General features: G+C 64.8%; 17 protein-coding genes and 1 pseudogene. 6 read left to right on the top strand and 12 right to left on the bottom strand.

From position 1 onward, the window contains the following. Positions 1 to 98: 98 nt before the first annotated feature. Positions 99 to 996, top strand: a pseudogene (locus tag OKW29_RS15085) (beta-ketoacyl-ACP synthase II); the annotation flags it as partial. 228 nt (positions 997 to 1,224) lie between these two features. On the opposite strand, the gene OKW29_RS15090 reads toward OKW29_RS15085, so the two are convergent. From OKW29_RS15090 to OKW29_RS15110, 5 genes are all read right to left on the bottom strand, one after another. Further along, complete coding sequence (locus OKW29_RS15090) at positions 1,225 to 1,473, bottom strand: hypothetical protein (protein ID WP_429291610.1); 249 nt, start codon at positions 1,471 to 1,473, stop codon at positions 1,225 to 1,227. Between the two features lie 82 nt (positions 1,474 to 1,555). Next, complete coding sequence (locus tag OKW29_RS15095) at positions 1,556 to 2,308, bottom strand: AAA family ATPase (RefSeq protein WP_429291611.1); 753 nt, start codon at positions 2,306 to 2,308, stop codon at positions 1,556 to 1,558. A gap of 25 nt (positions 2,309 to 2,333) precedes the next feature. Continuing rightward, on the bottom strand, positions 2,334 to 3,227 hold the full coding sequence (locus OKW29_RS15100) for a transglutaminase family protein (protein ID WP_429291612.1): 894 nt from the start codon (positions 3,225 to 3,227) through the stop codon (positions 2,334 to 2,336). Further along, positions 3,224 to 5,815: a circularly permuted type 2 ATP-grasp protein gene (locus OKW29_RS15105; RefSeq protein ID WP_429291613.1), complete on the bottom strand. Its 2,592-nt coding sequence runs from the start codon at positions 5,813 to 5,815 to the stop codon at positions 3,224 to 3,226. Before OKW29_RS15105 ends, OKW29_RS15100 begins: the two co-directional genes overlap by 4 nt. 68 nt (positions 5,816 to 5,883) lie before the next feature. Further along, positions 5,884 to 9,369, bottom strand: a complete 3,486-nt coding sequence (locus tag OKW29_RS15110) for a DUF2126 domain-containing protein (RefSeq protein WP_429291614.1) — start codon at positions 9,367 to 9,369, stop codon at positions 5,884 to 5,886. Positions 9,370 to 9,693: 324 nt separating this feature from the next. On the opposite strand from OKW29_RS15110, the gene OKW29_RS15115 reads away from it, so the two are divergent. Further along, the gene (locus tag OKW29_RS15115; protein ID WP_429291615.1) at positions 9,694 to 10,794 is read left to right on the top strand and encodes a zinc-binding metallopeptidase family protein; all 1,101 of its coding nucleotides are present in this window, start codon (positions 9,694 to 9,696) and stop codon (positions 10,792 to 10,794) included. A gap of 118 nt (positions 10,795 to 10,912) precedes the next feature. Here OKW29_RS15115 and OKW29_RS15120 read toward each other — a convergent pair whose 3' ends face one another. The 3 genes from OKW29_RS15120 to OKW29_RS15130 form a co-directional block, all read right to left on the bottom strand. Further along, the gene (locus OKW29_RS15120) at positions 10,913 to 12,217 is read right to left on the bottom strand and encodes a DUF3443 domain-containing protein (RefSeq protein ID WP_429291616.1); all 1,305 of its coding nucleotides are present in this window, start codon (positions 12,215 to 12,217) and stop codon (positions 10,913 to 10,915) included. Positions 12,218 to 12,228: 11 nt separating this feature from the next. Beyond that, complete coding sequence (locus tag OKW29_RS15125) at positions 12,229 to 12,678, bottom strand: DUF2844 domain-containing protein (RefSeq protein WP_429292509.1); 450 nt, start codon at positions 12,676 to 12,678, stop codon at positions 12,229 to 12,231. Between the two features lie 520 nt (positions 12,679 to 13,198). Continuing rightward, on the bottom strand, positions 13,199 to 13,624 hold the full coding sequence (locus OKW29_RS15130; RefSeq protein WP_184025089.1) for a phasin family protein: 426 nt from the start codon (positions 13,622 to 13,624) through the stop codon (positions 13,199 to 13,201). Between the two features lie 375 nt (positions 13,625 to 13,999). Between OKW29_RS15130 and OKW29_RS15135 the strand changes: the two genes are divergently transcribed. Together OKW29_RS15135 and OKW29_RS15140 are read left to right on the top strand one after the other, a co-directional pair. Continuing rightward, positions 14,000 to 14,452 carry a hypothetical protein gene (locus OKW29_RS15135; RefSeq protein ID WP_429291617.1) on the top strand — a complete coding sequence of 151 codons (453 nt, stop codon included), beginning with the start codon at positions 14,000 to 14,002 and terminating at the stop codon, positions 14,450 to 14,452. A 585-nt stretch (positions 14,453 to 15,037) separates the two neighbouring features. Beyond that, entirely contained in the window at positions 15,038 to 15,829 is a 792-nt protein-coding gene (locus tag OKW29_RS15140; RefSeq protein ID WP_187618695.1) for a DUF4410 domain-containing protein, read from the top strand. Positions 15,830 to 15,940: 111 nt separating this feature from the next. Here the strand turns inward: OKW29_RS15140 and OKW29_RS15145 are convergent, their stop codons facing one another. Further along, entirely contained in the window at positions 15,941 to 16,372 is a 432-nt protein-coding gene (locus OKW29_RS15145; protein ID WP_429291618.1) for a response regulator, read from the bottom strand. 314 nt (positions 16,373 to 16,686) lie between these two features. On the opposite strand from OKW29_RS15145, the gene OKW29_RS15150 reads away from it, so the two are divergent. Further along, entirely contained in the window at positions 16,687 to 18,900 is a 2,214-nt protein-coding gene (locus OKW29_RS15150) for a TonB-dependent receptor (RefSeq protein WP_429292510.1), read from the top strand. A gap of 126 nt (positions 18,901 to 19,026) precedes the next feature. Here the strand turns inward: OKW29_RS15150 and OKW29_RS15155 are convergent, their stop codons facing one another. From OKW29_RS15155 to OKW29_RS15165, 3 genes are all read right to left on the bottom strand, one after another. Next, complete coding sequence (locus OKW29_RS15155; protein WP_184063176.1) at positions 19,027 to 19,170, bottom strand: hypothetical protein; 144 nt, start codon at positions 19,168 to 19,170, stop codon at positions 19,027 to 19,029. A gap of 48 nt (positions 19,171 to 19,218) precedes the next feature. Then, positions 19,219 to 19,716: a universal stress protein gene (locus OKW29_RS15160; RefSeq protein WP_184025075.1), complete on the bottom strand. Its 498-nt coding sequence runs from the start codon at positions 19,714 to 19,716 to the stop codon at positions 19,219 to 19,221. Positions 19,717 to 20,268: 552 nt separating this feature from the next. After that, entirely contained in the window at positions 20,269 to 20,586 is a 318-nt protein-coding gene (locus OKW29_RS15165) for a DUF1840 domain-containing protein (RefSeq protein ID WP_018423542.1), read from the bottom strand. Between the two features lie 298 nt (positions 20,587 to 20,884). Here OKW29_RS15165 and OKW29_RS15170 point away from each other — a divergent pair, with 298 nt between their 5' ends. Further along, the gene (locus OKW29_RS15170) at positions 20,885 to 21,628 is read left to right on the top strand and encodes an HPP family protein (protein ID WP_429291619.1); all 744 of its coding nucleotides are present in this window, start codon (positions 20,885 to 20,887) and stop codon (positions 21,626 to 21,628) included. The last annotated feature ends 86 nt before the right edge of the window (positions 21,629 to 21,714 follow it).

Below are 21,714 nucleotides of genomic sequence, written 5' to 3' on the forward strand. Positions count from 1 at the left end.
TTGAGTCATACGCGCTGTCACGCCAGCACTACTGTCACGCCCGCCCGCTGTTTCTAGCCACGCTAACCACAGGATCGCCCCGCGCACCTTTTGTTGCCGCTGGCGGCGCACGCAAGCGGGCCCACCGAGGAAAAATTCCGCGTTCACCTTTCACGGTTCCCAGTTTCCTGGCCAATATGGCAGCGGGCCAAATATCCATCCGCCACGGCTTTCGTGGTCCCCTGGGCGCACCGGTTACTGCATGTGCTGCCAGCGCACAGGCCATTGGCGACGCAGCACGCCTGATTCGTGCTGACGAAGCCGATATTGCCGTGTGTCGCGGAGCGCAGGCCTGCATCGATCGAGTCAGCCTGGGGGCATTCGCCGCCGCAAGAACCATGTCCACGGGCTTCAATGACCATCCCAGACAGGCATCCCGCCCGTTCGACGCTGGACGAGATGGCTTTGTCATGGGAGAAGGTGCCGGCATGCTCGTCATAGAAGAACTGGAGCACGCATTGCGGCGAGGCGCCGCTCCGATTGCGGAAGTGCTCGGTTATGGCACGAGCGCCGACGCACACCATATGATGTCTCCGCCCGAAGACGGTGCCGGCGGACGGCGAGCGATGGAACTGGCGATCCAGCAGGCGAACCTTGAACCAAAACTGATCGGGCATTTGAACGCCCATGCGACGTCCACGCCGGTAGGCGACATTAGTGAGCTGGCTGCCATAAAGGCTATATTTGGAATAGGTCGAGGTCCCGCCGTGTCAGCCACCAAGTCCTCGACAGGACATCTGCTTGGGGCGGCGGGCGGCGTGGAAGCAATCTTCACCGTGCTTGCGCTGCGTGACCAGCTTGCACCTCCTACACTCAACTTGACACGGCCTGATCCGGCAGCGGAAGGCATCGACATTGTCAGCGGATCGGCCCGCAAGATATCGACGGAATATGCAATCTCCAATGGCTTTGGTTTTTGGGGGCGTCAATGCCAGCCTGGTATTCCGTCGACTTTGATCCTGGCTGTGAGCTGAAAAAAGAGCTCGAACGCAGGCCCGGGCGCCATTGACCGAGTCAGCGAAGGGTACTACGGCCTGTAAGTATCGCGTGTCCATCCACGTTCGCCAAATGAAATCGGGTGCTGCGCCCGTTCCCGCAAAGCGTGCCTGAAGGATTTCTCAGTGTAAGGATGGGCGAAGGAACCCCGAAGGTGATCTCGTCGCCCGAGTGCCCCCGCGCACCGGACTAGCGATAGTTGACGAAGTTGATGATGTCGTTGAGAAACCACGGCAGAATCAGTTGCGTGTCGGAATAGCTGGTGCCGACGGTGAGTCGCGGTGGTCTCGACGCGGAGTCGGCGGGCGGCGCGCCGTCGGGCGTGTGCAGCATGTAGGTGTCCGTATTGGCTGCCGTCTGATTGTCCGCCGGCGCCGAGGTCGAAGTGCAGCCGGCGGTGAGAAAGACCAGCGCTGCTGCGAACCAAAGGGACTTCATGAGGATGTGAACTCCGGCGACGTTTTCGACATTATCGCAGTGAACGTTGCATTCGCCATAGCCCGCACGTAGCGGACACCCGCTACTCGCCGCCCAGCAAAGTATCCAGCATGCGCCGCGGGTTCATCAGAAAGGAGCGCATAACCTGGTAGTGCTCCGTTTCCTCGTAGGCCACTTGCGACACGCCGTCCGCATGAAAGTGATAGATCGCCGCCTCGGGATAAGCCATCAGGATCGGCGAGTGCGTCGCGATGACAAACTGCGAGTCGTCGCTCGCCAGAGCATGGATTCGGGCAAGCGCGGCAAGCTGCCGTTGCGGTGACAACGCGGCTTCGGGTTCGTCGAGCAGATAAAGTCCTTTGCCGCCGAACCGGTTCATCAGCAGGGCCAGGAACGACTCCCCGTGCGACTGCTCATGCAGCGAGCGGCCGCCATACGAATTGATGACCGGCGGCCCGAGTCCCACCTCCGCATCGAGGTTTTCGATCTCGGTTGCGACGTTGAAAAAACTTTCGGCGCGAAGAAAGAAGCCATCCTTAGGACGCCTGAAACCCTTTGCGATACGCAGATAGTCCGCCAGATTCGAATGCGAATGGCGCGTTCCGAAGTGGAAGTTCTTTGTGCCGCCCTCCGGATTGAATCCCATCGACACCGCGATCGCTTCAAGAAACGTCGATTTTCCCGAGCCGTTTTCACCGATCAGAATCGTGACCTTCGGATGCGGGACCAGCGACTCGAACGCCCGGATGGCGGGTAGACAAAACGGATAGCGGTCGAACGAGTCGACCTTCTCGCGTAAAAGGGAAATCCGGCTGATGTACTGGGTGGAAATCATCGCAGGCACGTTGACAGGGGCCGCGTCATTCTAACCCCAACACCGTCACCCCCACTTCCATCCGATGCGCGCCGCCGCCGAGAATCGTCCCGCGCAGTAACGACACATCGCTGTAATCGCGCCCGATCGCAAGCGTTACGTGATCGAGATCGGCAAGCACGTCATTGGTCGGATCGAGATCGATCCAGCCGCTAGCCGGACAATGCACCGATACCCAAGCATGCGAAGCATCCGCGCCAATCAGCCGCGGCTGTCCCGGCGGCGGATCGTTGCGCAGATAGCCGCTGACGTAGCGGGCGGGCAAGCCAAGCGAGCGCAGACAGCCGATCATCACCTGCGCGAAGTCCTGACACACGCCGCTCTTCAGCTCAAACGCGCGTTCGGCCGGCGTATCGAACAGCGTCGCCGACGGCTTGTACGCGAAGTCCTCGTGAATCCGATGCATCAGATCGATCGCGCCCGCGACGAGCGGCCGGCCGGGCGTGAAGCTCGGCAACGCATACGCGCGCAGCGACGGCCGTAGCGCAATATTCGGCGAAGCGAAGCAGTACTCCGCCTCGGCACGGAACGCGCCGCCCACGCGAAACCGCAGCGCCTCGGCCACCGTTTCCCAGGCGGGGGTCGCCTCGGCGTCGAGGTCGGTCCAGCGCGGCGTCAGCGCGACCGTGGTTTCGCTGACGAGTTGCAGGCGCTCGTGCGGTGTATCGAGCGCGAAGTACAGCACGTCGTTGCCGAACGCGTCGATGCGGCTATGCTGATACGACGGCTGCGGCTCGATCCGCTCGCTGCGTGAGATCACTCGCTGCCACGGACACGCGAGCGGCCGGATCGTCGCCAGATGCTGCGCGGTTTCGACATACGTCGAGTAATGGTAAACAGTGCGATGCGAAACAGACAGCACCGTCGACGCGTTCTTCATGCCCACACCTGCGAGGCAACCGTGGTCGCGTGACTGAAATAGCGCGCGCTGATCTCATGCGCGGCCGCGTTGGCGAAGCCGCCGATCTGATCACACAGCGCAATCAGCTTGCCATACGAGCCCTGTTCGTCGACCTCGCACAGCGATTCGAGCGTCGGCAGCGATTCGACGGGCGGCAGCAGCTCCGCGAACGGCCGATGCCGCACGCTGCCCGCCGCGATGGCGATCTCGTCGAGTTTGTTGCGCAGGCGCTCGTACACGCCATAAATGCCACGCGGATTATGCGGTTCGATCACGAGCAGATCGAGCAGCGCCGGTACTTCGAAACGTCCCGGATACAGCGAGCGATACGTGAGCGTGCTGTCGAACATTTGCAGCAGCAGATCGAAGCCGGCCGGCGTCGCGAGCTGGCCGTTCACGGCGACGCCGCGCATGAACGCGGCCATCGTCGCGACGCGTTCGATATGACGCCCGACGAACAGTAGCCGCCACGCCTCATCGCGCGTCATGCGGTCGCCTTGCGCGCCGCTGATCGCCGATAGTTGCACCGACAGATGCTCGAGCGCATTCGCCAGCGTCACGCGGTCGTAGCGATCGAACGCATTGCCGCTGCTCGTGGCCCCCGCGCCGCCGTTGCCCGCGCCCACGGCTGGCGACAACACCTGCAACGCGTCCTGAAAGTCGTTGCGCGCCGCGAGGATCATGCGCCAATGATCATTCGACAAACGCCCGCGCACCTCGCCGTTCGCGCGCGCCTGGCAATTGAGGTTCTGGCTGATGCTGACGCTGCCCGCGCTCTCGCCGAGATTCGCGACGAGCGCGCGCTCGAACGTCTGCGGCGACGGCAGCCCGTGCGGCGACGGCAGGTCGCCCGACTGCACGAGGCCGCACCATGTCGCGAGTTCGACCAGCGTCGCGAACATCGAATCGGCGTCGTTGCCTTCGAGCGAGCCGAGAATCAGCCGCAGCAGACGCACGTTGTTTTCCGCCCGCTCGCCGTAACGGCCCGCCCAGAACAGGTTCTCCGCGGCGCGGCTCGACACCGTGCGATGCTTGCGCGTGAGATCGGCGGGCTGCATCGGCGAAGGCAGCAGCGTGAACGTCGAGCTTGGCTGGCTCGACAGCACCCAGGTATCGACGCTGCTGCCGCCGTGCTGCATCGATACCGTGGTCTGACGCTCCGCGGCCATGCGCGTGAAACCGCCCGGCATCACGTGCCAGCCGCCGTTGACGTCGGCGATCGCATAGACGCGCAGCACCGACGGCCTTCCGCCGATCGTGCCCTCCTCGAAGCGCGGCGTGCAGGAAAAGCGCTGCTCCTGCTGGATCGTGAACGCGTCGGGCAACGCGTCGATGCGCTCGCGCCATGCCGCGAGCGGCTGCCTGCCCCCTTCGATGCCGGGCGGCGTGTCGCGTCCCGTGAGCGGCCAGGTCGGCACGATGAACGCGTCGTCGAGATGCGCGAACGCATGCTCGCGCGCGGCCCGTTCGCCGCACCACCAGGTCGGCACGCCGGGCAGCAGCAGCTCTTCGCCGAGCAACGCTTCGGCGATACCCGGCATGAAACCGTGCAACGCCGGCGACTCGGCGAACCCCGAGCCCGGCACGTTCGACACGATCACATTGCCCGCGCGCATCACCTGCAACAGCCCCGGCACGCCGATCGTCGAATCGGCGCGCAGTTCGATCGGGTCGCAGAATGCGTCGTCGAGACGGCGCAGCACGACGTGCACGCGTTCGAGGCCGGCCAGGGTCTTCAGATAGAGCCGGTCGCCGCGCACGGTCAGATCCTTGCCTTCGACCAGCGTGACGCCGAGATAGCGCGCCAGAAACACATGCTCGAAATAGGTTTCGCTGTACGGCCCAGGCGTGAGCAGCGCGATATGCGGTGACGCGTCGGCGCTTTCCTCGTTGCGCATCGTCGCTTGCGCGGCCTGCACGAGCGTCGCGATCAGTTGCGAATAGAGCGGCGCGAGCCGGCTCACGCGCAGCGAGCGGAACGGCTCCGCGAGGAGCGTCGACACGATCAGGCGGTTTTCGAGCGCGTAGCCGAGACCGGACGGCGCCTCGGTGCGATGCGCGATCACGCTCCACTCGCCGCCCGGCGTACGCGCGAGATCGAGCGCGACGACCTGCAGATACTGACCGCCGGGCGGCGTAAAGCCCTTCACCGAACGCAGATAGCCCGGATGGCCGAATACCAGCGCGGGCGGCAGTCGGCCATCTTCGAGCAGCGTCCGCGGTCCGTAGATGTCGGCAACGATCGCGTTGAGCAGATGCGCGCGCTGCGCGACGCCGCGCTCGAGGTGCGCCCACTCGGCCTCGCTGATCAGGAACGGCAGGAGGTCGAGCGCCCATGGCCGTGACTTGCCGTTGTCCGCGTAGACGTTGTAGCTGATGTCGTTGTCGCGGATCTGCTGCGCGATCGACGCGTGATGGTCCGCGAGCCGCGCCACGCCGTCTTCGTCGAGCAGTGCGAAGAACTGCCGCCACGGCTCGCGCAGCGCGCCCGACGCGTCGCGCAGCTCGTCCCAATGTCCGTCATGAACCGGCAGCAATCGCAACAGGGACGAAGCGTCCGCCGGCATGGCGGACGCTTCGAAGGGCAAAGTCGATTGAAAGGCCAAGGTCGTTTGCTGTCAGTGATGCGAGTTTTTCAACTGTGGCGCAGATCGAGTGTGAACGGAAACTCGCGGCTGCGCTGCGGTCTGCCCACGGCGAGCGGCCCGGGCGTATGACCCGACGCGAAGAAGCGCGCGCGTCGCCGGCTTTCCGCCTCGTAGGCGTTCACCGGGAAGGTCTGATAGTTGCGCCCGCCCGGATGAGCGACATGATACTGGCATCCGCCGAGCGAGCGGCCGCTCCATGTGTCGACGAGGTCGAACGTGAGCGGCGCGTGTACGCCGATTGTCGGATGCAGCGCCGAGGGCTGCGACCACGCGCGAAAACGCACGCCGGCCACGTACTCGCTGACGCGGCCGGTCGGCTGCAAAGGCACCGGCACGCCGTTGACGCTCAGCACGTGACGATTGCCGTTCAACCCGAGCGCGCGCACCTCGAGCCGCTCGACCGACGAATCGACATAGCGCACCGTGCCGCCGCTGGCGCCCTCCTCGCCCATCACGTGCCATGGTTCGAGCGCATTACGGATCGTCAGGTCGATGCCGCTCAGCGTCATCTCGCCGACGAGCGGGAAGCGGAATTCGAAGTGCGGCGCGAACCACGCGCTATCGAAGGCGAAGCCGGCTTCGCCGAGCTCGGCGAGCACGTCGTCGAAATCCATCTTCACGAAGGTGCCGAGCAGGAAGCGATCGTGCAACTCGGTGCCCCAGCGGGTGAGCCGCTGCGTGTACGGCATGCGCCAGAATCGCGCGACCAGTGCGCGCAGCAGCAGTTGCTGCACGAGACTCATGCGCGCGTGCGGCGGCATCTCGAAGCCGCGCAGCTCCAGCAGGCCGAGGCGGCCGGTCGGGCCGTCGGGCGAATACAGCTTGTCGATGCAGAACTCGGCGCGGTGCGTGTTGCCGGTCACGTCGATCAGGATGTTGCGCAGCGCGCGGTCGATCATCCACGGCGGCGGGTTGCCGCTGTCGCGGCCGCCGAGCAGATCGACCTGGCGTTGCAGTTCGGAGAACGCGATCTCGAGTTCGTAGACCTGATCGTTGCGCGCTTCGTCGACGCGCGGTGCCTGGCTCGTCGGTCCGATGAACAGCCCCGAGAACAGATACGACAGCGACGGATGGTTGTGCCAGTACGCGATCAGGCTCGCGAGCAGATCGGGCCGGCGCAGGAACGGGCTGTCGGCCGGCGTCGCGCCGCCGAGCACGAAGTGATTGCCGCCGCCGGTGCCAGTGTGGCGCCCGTCGAGCATGAACTTCTCGCTGCTCAGATAGCTGTGCGCGGCCGACTGATAAAGGTACTCGGTGTGATCGACGAGCTCGTCCCAGTTCGCGGCCGGATGAATGTTGACTTCGATCACGCCGGGGTCCGGTGTCACCTGCAGCACTTTCAGACGCGGATCGCGCGGCGGCGGATAGCCTTCGAGCACGATCTGCATCTTCAGCTCCGCGGCCGTCGCTTCGACTGCGGCGAGCAGGTCGAGATAGTCGTCGAGATCGGTCAGCGGCGGCATGAATACGTGCAGCAGCGTACGGCCGCTGCCGAACGAATCGGCTTCGGCTTCCGGGCCGGCCGCGCGTTTCGGGTCGCGCACCTCGACGCACAGCGCGGTACGCAGCGTGTCCTTCGACGATTCGCCACGCGCGGGCAGCGATTCGTCATGGCGCTGCGGCGCATACGCAAGCACGCCGCCGTGCGGCATGCCGCTCAGCAGATCGGCCGCCGGCAGCGACAGCGCGGCCGCCTGCCGCGCGCTGGTCTGTTCCTCGGCGATCTGCCGGCCCTCGCGCCCGCCTTCGTACTGCACGCGCAACTGCGCGGCCGTGCGCAGCGGCTGCGGCGGTGCGAACGGATCGTGCGCGTGCTGATACGGATAGTCGGTCTTCGACACCCACGGCAGCGATTCGAGCGGCAGGCGGTAGCCCATCGGCGAATCGCCGGGAATCAGATACATGCGGTCATCGCGGAAGAACCAGCGGCCCGTGATCCACGTCGGCGCGATGCCCGGCGCGCCGCGCTCGCGGCCGATCGGCAGCACGTAGCCCGCCGGGCTCGCGAGCCCGGCGTCGAACACGCGCCGCAGTCGCACGCGTTCGAGCTCGTCGTCGAGCCGCGCGTCGAACGGATCGACGTTCACCGGCAGGCGACGCTCGCGCCACAGGTAGTACCAGGTGTCTTCGTAGCCGGGCTGGATGCAGTCCGCGTCGAGCGACAGCTTCGCGGCCAGATGCGCGATGAAGCGTTGCGCGTCGGCGGCCGTGTAGCGGCCCGGCTCGCGTTCGTCGGCGAACAGGGCCGGGTTGTGCCAGCACGGCTCGCCGTCGGCGCGCCAGTACAGCGACATCGCCCAGCGCGGCAACTGCTCGCCCGGATACCACTTGCCCTGGCCGATATGCAGGAAGCCGTTCGCGCCGTAGCGCTCGCGCAGCCGGTCCATCAGCGCGACCGCGTAGCCGCGCTTGGTGGGTCCAAGCGCGTCGGTGTTCCATTCGGCGGCGTCGCGATCGCGCACCGATACGAAGGTCGGCTCGCCGCCCATCGTCAGTCGCACGTCCATGTCGGCGAGTTCGTAGTCGACCCGCGCGCCCATCTTCAGCACGTCGTGCCACGCGGCTTCGCTATACGGCTTCGTGACGCGCGGCGACTCGAGCACGCGTTCGATCGACATCGTGTGTCCGAACTCGACCTCGCTTTCGTCGACCGCACCCGAGATCGGCGCCGCGCTGCCCGGCTCCGGCGTGCACGCGACTGGTATGTGCCCTTCCCCCGCAAGCAGCCCCGAGGTCGGATCGAGCCCGATCCAGCCCGCCCCTGGCAGGTAGACCTCGCACCACGCGTGCAGGTCGGTGAAGTCGACCTCGGTGCCGCTCGGGCCGTCGATCGATCTGACGTCGGGCGCGAGCTGCAGCAGATAGCCCGACACGAAGCGCGCCGCGAAGCCCAGCTGCCGCAGCGTCTCGACGAGTAGCCAGCCCGAATCGCGGCACGAGCCCGCCGCATTGGTCAAGGTTTCCTCCGGCGTCTGCACGCCCGGCTCCATCCGGATCAGGTAGCGGATCTCGCGTTGCAGCCGCTGGTTCAGCGCCACCAGGAAGTTCGCGGTGCCGGCCGGCGTGCGGTCGATGCTCGCGACGAACTCGGCGAAGCGCGGCGTCATCGGCCGCTTCACGCAGTAGGGCGCGAGTTCGGCCGCCAGCTCCGGCGCGTAGTCGAATGGAAATTGCTCGGCCGACGGTTCGAGAAAGAAGTCGAACGGGTTGTAGACGGCCATTTCGGCGACCAGATCGACGCTCACCTTGAACTCACGGGTCTGCTCGGGAAACACGAGCCGCGCCTGATAGTTGGCGAACGCGTCCTGCTGCCAGTTGATGAAGTGCCTCGCGGGTTCGACGCGCATCGAGTACGACAGGATCGGCGTACGACAATGCGGCGCGGGCCGCAGCCGCACGACCTGGGGTGACAGCGTGACCAGCCTGTCATAGCGGTAATGAGTAACGTGATGCAACGCGACGCGTATGGACACTCCGGACTCCTCGACGAAGGGGACAGCCCGCCAAAAAAGCAAGCTCTATGCCGTTGCTGGACAAACCCGTATGAATCGTTTGATCTTGTCTGAACTGCGTTTGCGTTGCGTACCTCGCGCCCTGCCGCGGGCTCGCCTCGGACCGTGCACCAAAGCGGCGCAGCGCCGATGCACGATCATGACCCTACTGTGCGTTAAAGCGGTGACGTCTTGCAATCGCGGCATGAAGATTGCGACCGGCTTTCGTCCGCTATCGCGTTGATGATGGCGCTTACCATGGCTCATCATCGCAAACGACATAGCACCGATCACGAGGCCCGCCCGATGAAAACCTTCCACTGCAATCGCTGCGCGCACCTCGTGTTCTACGAGAACGTCCGCTGCGAGCGCTGCGAGTCGCTGCTCGGCTATCTGCCTGAACTGCGGGAAATCAGCGCGTTCGGGGACGCCGGCGACGGCCGCTGGCGCAGCCTGCATCCCGAGGCGAATGGCGCGCTGTTCCGACAATGCCACAACTACGCGGTCGAAAACGTCTGCAACTGGATGATCCCGGCCGATTCGCCCGACACGCTGTGCCACGCCTGCCAGTTGACCAGCACGATTCCGAACCTGAGCGAACCGGAAAACCGGCTCTACTGGTACCGGCTCGAAGTCGCGAAGCGGCGTCTGCTGTACACGCTGGGCGAGCTTGGCCTCGACGTGCGATCGCGCGACGCGGACCCCGAGCGCGGTCTCGTCTTCGAGTTTCTCGCCGATGGCGGCGCCGGCAAGCCCGTGATGACCGGTCACGACAACGGGCTGATCACGCTGAACATCGCCGAGGCCGACGACGCGCATCGCGAGAAAGTGCGCACCGCGATGGGCGAGCCGTACCGCACGCTGCTCGGCCACTTCCGCCACGAGACGGGCCACTACTTTTTCCGCCACCTGATCGAAACCGAGCCGCGCTGGCTCGAACCGTTTCGCAAGCTGTTCGGCGACGAGCAGGCCGACTACGGCGAAGCGCTGGACGCCTACTATCGCGACGGCGCGCCGGCCGACTGGCAGGCGTCGTACATCAGCGCTTACGCGACGATGCATCCGTGGGAAGACTGGGCGGAGACATGGGCGCACTATCTGCTGATCGTCGACGTGCTCGACACGTCGACGTCGTACGGCCTCGCGCTGCTGCCCGACGATCCGAGCGAGCCGACGCTGACCGACCGCACGCCGGTCGAGGACGCGAGCTTCGGCAATCTGATGAAGCGCTGGTTTCCGCTCACGTATGCGCTGAACAGTCTGAATCGCAGTCTCGGCATGCCCGACGGCTATCCGTTCACGCTCGCCGCGCCGGTGGTCGACAAGCTGCGCTTTGTGCATCGCGTGATCGCGGCAGCGGGTGACAAGCGCGACAAGCGGGGCGACCGCGAGCCAACCAGCGCATAAAAAAGCCCGCCGCCGGACCAGCCGGCAGCGGGCGCATATGACGCTCATCATCGAGCCGCGAGCAACCGGCTACACGCGCTCGGCTCGCCACTTCAATACGCGACTTCAGTACGCCACTTCAGTACGCCACATAAGGCCCCGTCCCACCCGGCGTCGACTGCTGCTCGATCGCCGCATAGACATTGCGACCGTAGAAGAACGGCAGCCCCCAGTCGAACACCGTCGACGTGACGAATGCCGGGCCCGCGAGCAGCGGCAATGCCGAGTCGCCGCTATAAGTCTGCGCGATCGACATCGCATTGCCGACGCTGAACGTCACCGCGCTCGTCGTGCCATTCACGCCTTCGATCATCGCGCTCAACTGCTGCGTCGAGCTCGGGCAGTAATAAGCGCTGTTCGGGCTCGCGCAGGCCGGCATCAAGGTGGTCTGAAAGAAGAGTCCCGTCGAGCCGCTGTCCATAATGCTGCGCGTATACGTGGTGCCGTTCTGCAGCGTCGTGAACGTGCCGTTCGACGGGCTCACACCGACCACCTGCGCCCCGCCGAGCGCATTGTTGCTCTGCGTGCCGATGCCGAACACGAGTTGCCCCGACACCGATGGCGCGCCGCCCGACACGGTCGGCAGACTGAGCATCGAGCCGTTGTTGTCGGTCGCGAAGTACGGCACCGGATTGGCGACCTGGTACATCTGCGCGAGCGGTATCGACGTGCAGCTGGTGCCGCCGCAACCATAGTAGGTCGCGGGGATCGCCTGCTGCACGCAGTTCGCGCCGCAGTCGTGCTTGAACACGCCGATGCCGAGAATGCCGTTCGCCTGCAAGGCGGCCGGCGTGTTGCGCGCCGCGCCGACGGCCGCGCAATCGCCCGGCAGCGACGCGTAACCCGGATCGATCACCTGGATCGGCAGCGCAGCGGCTTTTTCGCCGGCGATCTGCACATCGGCGAGCTTCACCGCGCCCCACGTGTAGCCGTCGAAGAACTGCATGCATTCGGCAACCAGGTTGCCCGAGCCGTCCTTCTGCTGCGGCAGGCTCATCGACACGGGCAATTGCGACGCGAACACGCGCACGCCCCACGAGCCGGTATCGACGAGCACGTGATCGATCGTCTGGCAGTTGCTGGTGCCGGGCGCGCAGATCGTGATGCTGACGAACGGCATGTTCGGCACGTTGCTGACGCCCGAGTCGACCGTCACGCGCACCGCGTTGGCGGCCAGCACCTGCGGCGACGGCGACGTGTTGGTCACGGTCGAACCCGACGAGCTGGTCGAGCTGCCCGAACCGTTCGAGTTGCTGGAGGTGCTCGAATTGGCCGTGGTGCTCGCGCTGCCGCCCCCGCCGCCGCCGCACGCGCTCAACAGCAGCGCCAGAACCACGATGGGCGCCGCGCCCAGCAGAGTCATCCACGAAGACCTGGATCGCATGATTCGCTCCGTTATTGAATAACGCTGACGTCGACGCCCGCGGGCACCGCCTGCGGCAGATAGGCGTAGCCGGTGAACGCGCGCAGATGGCCGCTCGAGAACACCACGAGGTCACCGGTCGAGACCGCGAGCGGCGCGCCGCGCCGCGCCGCGCTGGCGGCGACGTAGGCATCGAAGGACGCGCCGAGCATCGCCTTCAGATCGGGCAGCGTCGGGCCATCCCACGCAACGCCGAACACGATGCCGTTGGCCGCCACGTATTCGCGCACCTGGGTGCCGGACGGCAGCGTCAGCGCATGCACCGAATACGCGCCCTGTGCGCTGGCCGCGCGAGCAACCGCATGCAGGCGCGCCTGATCGCCGTCGACGGTGCTGGCGTTCTGGCCGAGCGTCGCGTGCGCGCCGAACGGCAACGCGCAGCTCGCCCCGAGCATTGCGCAGGCAATGCGGGTGAGAAGCATCGGTTTCAAGAGATTTCCTTCGAGGTGAAACGCCGCGACCTGCATGTAGCCGATCACAAACGCGAGACTAGGGGCGCACACCTGACCGGCAAAGCCGGTTGCCTTCACGCCGGTTGGGCTGCGTGAATGCGTCTACGGAAAGGCGAGGCGAAACTTTAGTCAGGGGAATGGCGCGCGGAAATCGTTTGGGGCGCGATCGAAACTGTTCGGAGTTCCTGAATCGATCGATCAAGTTTGATCAGCGTGGGCAAAGCCTTTTGGCGTCAATGCTTTGACGCTTATGCGGTTTCCGTCTGACATTTAGAACTGACCGACAGCGGAAATTGCGGCCGCCACGCGTAAAAGTTGCGAACGTGAGCAACGTTTGTTCTTCAATGTAAGCGTGTGCCGAATAATGAGCGGGCGGAGTCCGCATTCCTCTGACTACATGACGCTTGCGACACAAATCCCGACGGGCAAAAAAAAACGGAGGGCCTGGCGGCCCTCCGCGTCATAGATCGTCCGGAACTCGCGGCGTGCGCTACTTCTTCTGTTGCTGAAGAAGCGACTTCAACTCCTGCACGTTCTCCTCGACGCGTTTCGCGATCACGCCATACGACTCCGCCTGGGTCTGATACGCGGCTTGTGCGAGCTGTTGCATGTCGGCGAGCGATTTGTGCAGGCTCTGCTGGATCAGCTCCGCGGTTTTGCTCGACGGCGCGGTGCCGGCCGCCGTGAGCTGCACAGTCAGCGCCTGTAGCTCGCCCAGCGTGGTGCGCAGCATGTCGGCCTGTTTCTGCGCGAGCGACTGCATCCCCTGGAATGCTGTCTGATTCGCCTGAACCAGCGCTTCCATGTCCTTTCGGCGCGCTTCCATGATGGCGGGCACGTCGAATCCGGGGAGCTTGAACTGCTCCAGCATTTTGGTTAGATCGCCAAACGGATTGGCTGCATCGGGTCGGTCCATGCGAAATCCTCCTTGCGGTTGAAGACTCATCGCCTCTGCGTCGCCCGCACCAGGCGCGACGCCGATGCCGGCGGCTGCGTGTGCCGCGCGTGCCGCCACAGCAAGGTGCTTTTGGGGTCGCACGGCACATCGGAGCAATCATGCGCTATCCGGCTGGGTTGCGCCAGCGGACTCACCCTGGCGAAAACCGGTTCACGGTAACGTGCGTCGCTTCGAGGTCTGCGCCGCAGAGCCGCGCGCCGCTAGGCCGCGCGCCGCGAAAGGCTCGGAAAGTTACTGAATGGCTTTCGTAACCCGACGAATCAGCGGGTCGACTATCGTTGCGAGGAGCCGGTCCATCGTGGCGCCGGCGCTGTTTTCGATGGGAGCGACATCATGAGAAACGGATTCTTCGGCGCGGCCGTGGCCGCGGTTCTTGGCATCATCGCGACGGCCGCGCTCGCGGACGACGGCATGCCGCCGTCTCCGCCCGCCGCTATGCACGACGGCGGCCCGCGCGGAGACGGGCCGCCGGGGCATGGTCCGACGATGGGTCACCCGAGCCCAGCTTTCGCGGTGATCAATGATCTCGAACAACTGCGCCGTCTGTACGCGCTAAACGGTCATGAAGGCGAGATCGTCGCCGTCTACCACGACGTGCTGAACAAGACCCAGGACCCGATGCTGCGTCACTACGTGTACGACTCGCTCGCGCGCGAGCAGCTGAAGCCCGCCAATCCCGAGCAGGCGATCGCGACGCTACGCACGAGTCTCGCCGAAGATCTCGTGGCGGCGAACAAGGCGCCGCATGGCACGCCGCCGGGTCAGCCAGCGGCACAACCGCAATAAATTTTCATCGCGAATTGCGAATAAAGCGCCGCGCCACGTGGCGCTTTTTCTTTGCGCCGGAGCATGCGAGCGCGTTCGAGCGACCGCTCCATCGCCGCATCTCGCCGATGGGTCGAAGCGTTCCCGCCGCCCCGCCCCGCGCGGCTTTCCGGGACTACGTTGCCTGTCCCACATTGGCGCTTCACTGATGCTTTTCATCTTCCGTCAGGTGATTACGATAGGAGCTCCGCAACGTCAGGGCAGGGTGAAGGAATGCGCTATCCGCTGGACATGGCCATTGCCGCCGCCCTGCTAGTTTTCGTCCTGTGCTGCATCGTCAAGCTCGCTTTGAGCTGATCGGCGGCTCGACGTCCGCGCGCTCTTCTTCGTCTCGCCGTGACATCGCTCGAAATAATTGTTGAATGGAGTTCGGCGAGCCGCTCACCCATACTTCGTTCGCTGCCGGTGCGTGACGAATCACAGACGCATGAGATCGAAAGGCTTCACGTGCGAATCCCTTCGCCGATGATCGACGATCCCCCGGTTGCCCGATCATCGGCGATGGACTCGAACAGACTGGCACCGCGTGCCGACCACAGGATCATCATGTTGACTTCAGTGAACTTCATCAAAAAGAACGCCGCTCGTTTCACCTGCATGGCACTCGTGTGCGGCGGCGCGCTGCTGAGCGGCTGCGCCGGCGCCAGCGTCACGAATCTGAGCGCGACGAGCACGTCCGCGACGGCTGACGCAGGCACGCAATCGACGATGCACCCGGACACGATCTACGTCTACACGTTCGATGCCGATCCGCAGCAGGTCAAGCTCGACAACGGCGGCATGCTGCAAAAACTGAAGATGCAGATGTCGGGCTCGTCGGACGCACAGAAGCAGGTTGCCGATGCCGCCCAGGTGCGCGAGCAGGTCGCCGACGAGATCGTGCATCAGCTGCAGGCGATGGGTCTGCACGCGGTGCGCACCGACGCGCCGGTGCCCGCCGGCCAGAACGTGCTGCTCGTGCAGGGCAGCTTCGAGACGATCGACGCCGGCAATCGCCGCCGCCGCACGCTGATCGGCTTGGGCGCGGGCAAGAGCGAGGTGAGCAGCGCGGTGCGGATCGTCTACCAGCCCGCGGGCGGCACGCCCCGTGTCGTGCAGAGCTTCACGGCCAACGCGGACAGCGGCAAGATGCCCGGCATGGTCGAAACCGCCGGGGTCGGCGCGGCGGCCGGCACCGTCGCGACCGCGGCAGCGGCCGGCGCGGGCCTGCACGGCGTGACAGAAACGAAGCGCGCAGGCGTGTCGGACGATGCAAAGCGCCTCGCCGATGCAGTCGCGAAACAGATCGCGCAGTTCGGCGTGCAAGCCGGCTGGATGCAGACCGCGCGAAAGAGCTGAGCAGTTGAGCGCGGCGGGTTGCGGGTCCGACTAAAGAGCGCGGTTGAAAAGCGCGGCGGTGTGGAGCGATGCCCACGCCGCCGCGTTTTTTTATCGACGCGCGCCCCGTCGCTAGCCGCGCCACAACCCTCGCAGCAGTGCGAGCAGCGCGGCCGGCGCCGTGCCCTTCTGGCAATAACCGTCGAAGTTGTGGCGCTCGCGGCCGGTTTGCCTCACGTGGTCCTCGTCTAGCGACGTAAACGCGACGATGCCGAGGCTGTGCGTCGGCAGATAGCGGCGCAGCGCGCTCGCCGTTTCGTAGCCGTCGCGCTCCGGCATCATGATGTCGAGCACGACGACGTCGGGCACCCAGTTGCGCACGCAGTGCAGCGCCGCGGTGCAGCCGGTCGCGGCGCGCGCCTCGACGCCCTCGTAGGAAAGCCAGGTGGCAAGCGCTTCGCCGGCGTTCTCGTTGTCGTCGATGACGAGCACGCGCGGCACGTCGTGCAATAGCTGGACCTCTCGGGCGCTCCACCTCTGGCAGGTAGTCGGATTTCGTGGCATGTATGGCGGCCTGCGAGTAAACCTTTGGGTGGGTAGCAAGCGCTGTACCGCGGCTGCGGCGGCGTCAAACCGGCGCGTCGCGGCGGCTCGACGTCATCGAAAACATCCACTCTTGCCATTACTTCTGTAAATCGTTGCGTTTCTACAATAGGAATGATTCCTATTTGCACTATACTTCCGCCGAACCTTTCGTTCCGCGCTCGGACTGCTTACATAAACGGCATCGTCCGCGCGTGCAACCAGGAAAAATGCCGCCCGGATTCCAACTAGCGCCCTGGGACGGAAGATCGACGACCACGCCTACTTTCCAATTCATCTCCGTTTCACGCTGGAATCGCCCGCAGGCCACGCCTGCTCAAGCCACTCTGCAGCGCGCCACCATCCTTGCCGCCATCGCCGTCGCTTTCAGTGTCCCGGCCAGCGCGTTCGCTCAATCCACCGACTCCGCCCCCGCCGCCGCCGGCACGCTGCCCGCCATCAAGGTTCAGGCGGCCGCCGTCGAAGAGTTGCCCGGCGACCTGTCGCCGACATACGCGGGCGGCCAGGTCGCGCGCGGCGCCGACTACGGTGTGCTCGGCAAGCAGCGCAACATCGACATGCCGTTCAGCATGACGACCTACACGGCCAAGCTGATCAAGGATCAGCAGGCGCGCACGCTCGCCGACGTGGTTGAAAACGACCCGTCGGTGCGAACCGCGTACGGCTACGGCAACTTCTCGGAAGTGTTCGTGATTCGCGGCTTCCAGCTCAATGCCGACGACATCTCGATCAACGGTCTGTACGGCGTTACGCCGCGCCAGTTGGTCTCGACCGCGGCGGTCGAGCGGGTCGACGTGTTCAAGGGCGCCAACGCGTTCCTGAACGGTGCTTCGCCGACGGGCTCGGCGATCGGCGGCGGCGTGAACGTGCAGCTGAAGCGAGCGGAGGACACGCCGACCACCAACGTGACACTCGCAACCAGCGGCTCCGGCGAGTTCGGCGCGCACGTGGACGTCGGCCGACGCTTCGGCAGCGAAGGCCAGTTCGGGATTCGCGTGAACCAGGCGAATCGTGACGGCGAGACGAGCATCGACGGCGAACACCGCCGCGACAACACCACGGCCGTCGCGCTCGACTGGCGCGGCGACAAGCTGCGTCTGTCCGGCGACTTCCTATATCAGCGCGAGCACGTCAGCGACGGCCGCCCGGTCGTCTACTTCACCGACGCGATTCCCGCCGTGCCGCCGGCAACGTACAACTACGCGCAGAACTGGTCGTACACGAACCTCGAAGACACCGTCGGCATCCTGAAGGCCGAATACGACTTCCTGCCGGGCTGGACCGCTTATGCGACTGGTGGTGTGCGCCGCACGGTCGAGCAAGGTGAGTATTACTCGCCGACCTATTCGTCGACCGGCGTCACCGGTGCCCGTCTCGGCGTGCCGTACAACCAGAATTCGACCTCCGCCGAAGTCGGCGTGCGCGGCCGCTTCGTCACTGGCCCGGTGTCGCATAGGGTTGCGGCGGGCGGCGCCATCACGAGCGAGAACACGAACTCCGCGTGGACCTACGCCTTCATGGGCCCGGTCTCGCTCTACAACACGGTGCAGACGCCTTACCCGGCCACGACGATGTCAGGCGGCAACCAGGCCGATCCGGGCATGACGGCCACCACGGTGATCCGCAGCGTGTCCGCGTCCGATACGCTCGGCTTCCTGCATGACCGGGTGCTGTTCACGGTCGGCGCGCGTCGCCAGCAGATCGCGACGGCCAACTACGACAACACGGGCATCGGCAGCGGCAACTACAGCGACGGCATCACGACGCCGCTGTTCGGCCTCGTTCTGCGCCCGACGCAGAACGTGTCGATCTTCGCGAACCGCAGCGAAGCGCTGGCAGCGGGCAGCATCGCGCCGACGGGCACGCTGAACTACGGTCAACAACTGGCGCCGGTCCGCACGAAGCAGTGGGAAGTGGGTATCAAGTACGACACCGAAAGGCTCGGTGCGTCGTTTGCCGCTTTCCAGATCGAACAGCCGTCGGCGTTCACCGACCCAGCCACGCATATCTATGGCCTGAACGGCAACGAACGCCATCGCGGTCTCGAAGCCGAAGTGCACGGCGAGCCGCTCAAGGGCCTGCGTCTGCTGGCCGGCGCTTCGCTGATGGACGCGACGCTCGAGAACACACAAGGCGGAACCTACGACGGCAACCGTCCGGTGGGCGTGCCGACTTTCCTGTTCAATCTGGGCGCCGATTACGACATTCCGATGGTGCCGGGGCTCGCGGTCAACGCGCGCTGGATCCATACCGGCGCGCAGGAAGCGAACGCGGCCAACACGCTGTCGATCCCGTCGTGGAACCGCTTCGACCTGGGGGCGCGTTACGAGACGTCCATCTACGGCAAGAGGACGACGTTGCGCGCCACCGTGCAGAACGTGAGGACGAACAAGGCGTACTGGTCAGCCGTGTCGGCCTACGGCGCGACGACGTACCTGACCCAGGGCGCACCGCGTACGTTCCTGTTGTCGGTCAGCACTGACTTCTGATTGTCTGACGTGACGTCGGTCGCCTGTGCCAGCGGTTTGCATGCGTGACTAAAACGCTGCCAGGCTTTCGGGCTGGCAGCGTTTTAGTGTTTCCGCGCGAACTGAAGGGCGTGGCGCCGCCCCTCGTCACTCGACCGGCGGCTCGCCTTCGGGTTTTTTCTTCGGCCGCTGCGCATCGGCGGCGCGCTGCGGCAGCTTGCTCTTTTCGTTATCGCTGTGCCTGACGGGCTGAGGATGAGGATGATTGAACTGTTCGTCGACGTCTTTCATGGTGTGCCTCCGTGCCAACGCAACACAACTCAACACACAACACAACGCTCATGAATGTTCGGCGGACCGCGCGGTCTCGCCCGTGCCTGCGGCTGCGGCCGGCGCATCGGTTGCCGCGCCCATCGTGACCAGCACGCTGCACGTCACGCGATCGAGCAGTAGCCCGTCGTGCCGGCCACCCCACCATCGCGCAAGTCCGTGACTGCGACGATGACCGACGACGACCAGATCCGCCTTCAGATCGTTAGCGAAAAACGGAATTTCATCGAGTGGTTCGCCGATCGCGAGATGACCGGTCGCGCGAATTCCACGTGCGGCGAGCTTCTGCAGGCCCTCGTCGAGCAGCGTTTTGGCGGATTCGTTGATGAAATCGATCGGCACCGTGGACGTGATGTCCGCGCCCTGCATCCACGCCGTATTGTTGAGCACGGAAAGCAGGTGCACTTCAGCGTTCAGGTCTTGCGCGAGAGCGGCACCGTCCTTCAACGCGTGTTGTCCTTCGCGAGTTCCGTCGTAGCAGAGAAGAATGCGCCTGAAGCTCGACATGAGAACCTCCTTGCGCCGTGCGGCACGTGATCAATTAATTATATGTGAGTTCGTGATATATACCGCGCGACACCGATGCATGCAAATACCTACAGAAACGCCGTCAAACAGGCACTATTCGCCAGTTTCGGCGGCCACCGAATCCCTGCCCTGAAATAGCGGTTGCTCGGCGCGGCGATCAGGAACACCGCGCTACGACTCAGGCCACAGAAAGAAAACATGAGCAGCGTTTGCCGCGGGATCGACGGGCAAACCATAGCCATGCGACCGAGCGGTCCATGCCTCGTGCGGCGAACCGTTCGGCCATCTCACGAGCACCACCGCTCCGCTGGACAACTGGTCGACAACGGTGCCGCCATACACGCCGATCACACTGCTTCGCACCCCCGTGCCGCACGATGCGGTGCAAGAGCCGCACACCGGCTGCGGGTACCGGCCGGTCTGCTGCGCGGGTGAGAACGCATAGGCAAGCGGAACGGCGCAAACCGAAACAAGGACGATTGCGAAACGTCGACACGACGCAAGTTGTTTCATCGCGATTCCCTCGACGAACTACAGCCCCCAGATGATGTCCGCGTCCGAGTCGCGCGCCGCACGCATCATGTCCAGAAACGGCCACGCGCGCTGCGACAGCCGGTTGCGCGACTCGCGTTGATTACTGGTTGAGCAGTGCAATGCTTCGAGGGTCGTTTCCGCGGCCGCGTCTTCGGTGATGGCGGTTTCGAGCCGATCGATCGCGCGGGGCAGCTCGTCGTGGCTGATAACGCCCCGCGCGCCGAGCCGCTTGCCGATCAGACCAAGCAGATATTGTGCGAGATCCCTGAGCATGACGACATCCGGCGACGCCGTCGATTGAAACGTGATCATCATGATGGCTCCTTTATCGGTCTATCAGGCAACGGCCAACCAGTCCTCTCAATCCGTCTGCTCTCATTTTATATCACGACGTGACAAAAAAGAACGCGCCGAGGGTGATTTAAGGGCCATGCTGAAGCACGTCGGCTGTGTTCTCGACTGTCTGCGAGATGCGACAGATTCCGCGCGCCGCGCGGGGGCGGAGAACTTTTATATCATATTGACATATAATCATGACCAGACTGTATTCGCGTTGCCAGGGTTTCCCCGGTAGTGTCGGGCCCGGCATCATCGACTACTTTCTGCTCCTATCTTGTCCCGCTCTCCTGCTCTCGGCTGGCTTGCCAGCTTTCTCCCCGCACCGGTCACCGTGAAATGGCACGAGCGTGCGCGTTCGTGCCTCGGCGCGCTGCTCGGCATCGCGTTCACCGGCGGTCTGATGTATCTGCTGCTCGGCCCTGTCGCAAATATTCCGCTGCTCGTCGCGCCGTCGGGCGCGGTCGCGTTGACCGCGGTGCTGGGCGCCCCGGTCATTCATGCGCTCGGCTACCGCTTCGTGCTCGAACCGATCGCGATCCAGTCGGCCGCGCTGCTGTTCGCGGCGCTCGTCTATCACGCGGCAACCGGCCACCGTTATCCGCATGCGGGACGCCAGGACCGCGCGACGCCGAGCCGGGCCGCCGACGAAGCCGCGCGCGTCGGCTTCACGCGCGAAGACGTCAAAGCCGTGCTCGGGCGCCGTGACGAACTGCTCGACATCGACACCAACGACCTCTATTCACTGCTGCGCGAAACGCAGCTTCAGGCGTTCTCGCGCAGCTTCAACGAACTGCGCTGCGAAGACGTGATGTTGCGCCACGTCGTGTCGGTGTCGCCGGGCACGCGCGCCGCCGCCACCGATCCGATCACGGAACTGGTGCCGATGTTCGCGAACTTCGGCCATCACCACATCCCGGTGCTCGATCGCGCGGGCCGCGTGGTCGGCATGATCATGCAGGTGGACCTGATCTCCGGCCTGTATCGGCAAACCGCCACCCGAGCCCGCGAGGCGGCCTGATTTTCAACTAAAAGACCGAGGAGACCTGCCGCGCGATGCCGTTGCGACGGCCGCAATTCGCTTAAATACATCATCACGTGATATAT

The sequence above is a fragment of the Paraburkholderia sp. CI3 genome (assembly GCF_050436505.1).
In the GTDB taxonomy this organism is placed as follows: Bacteria; Pseudomonadota; Gammaproteobacteria; order Burkholderiales; family Burkholderiaceae; genus Paraburkholderia; species Paraburkholderia tuberum.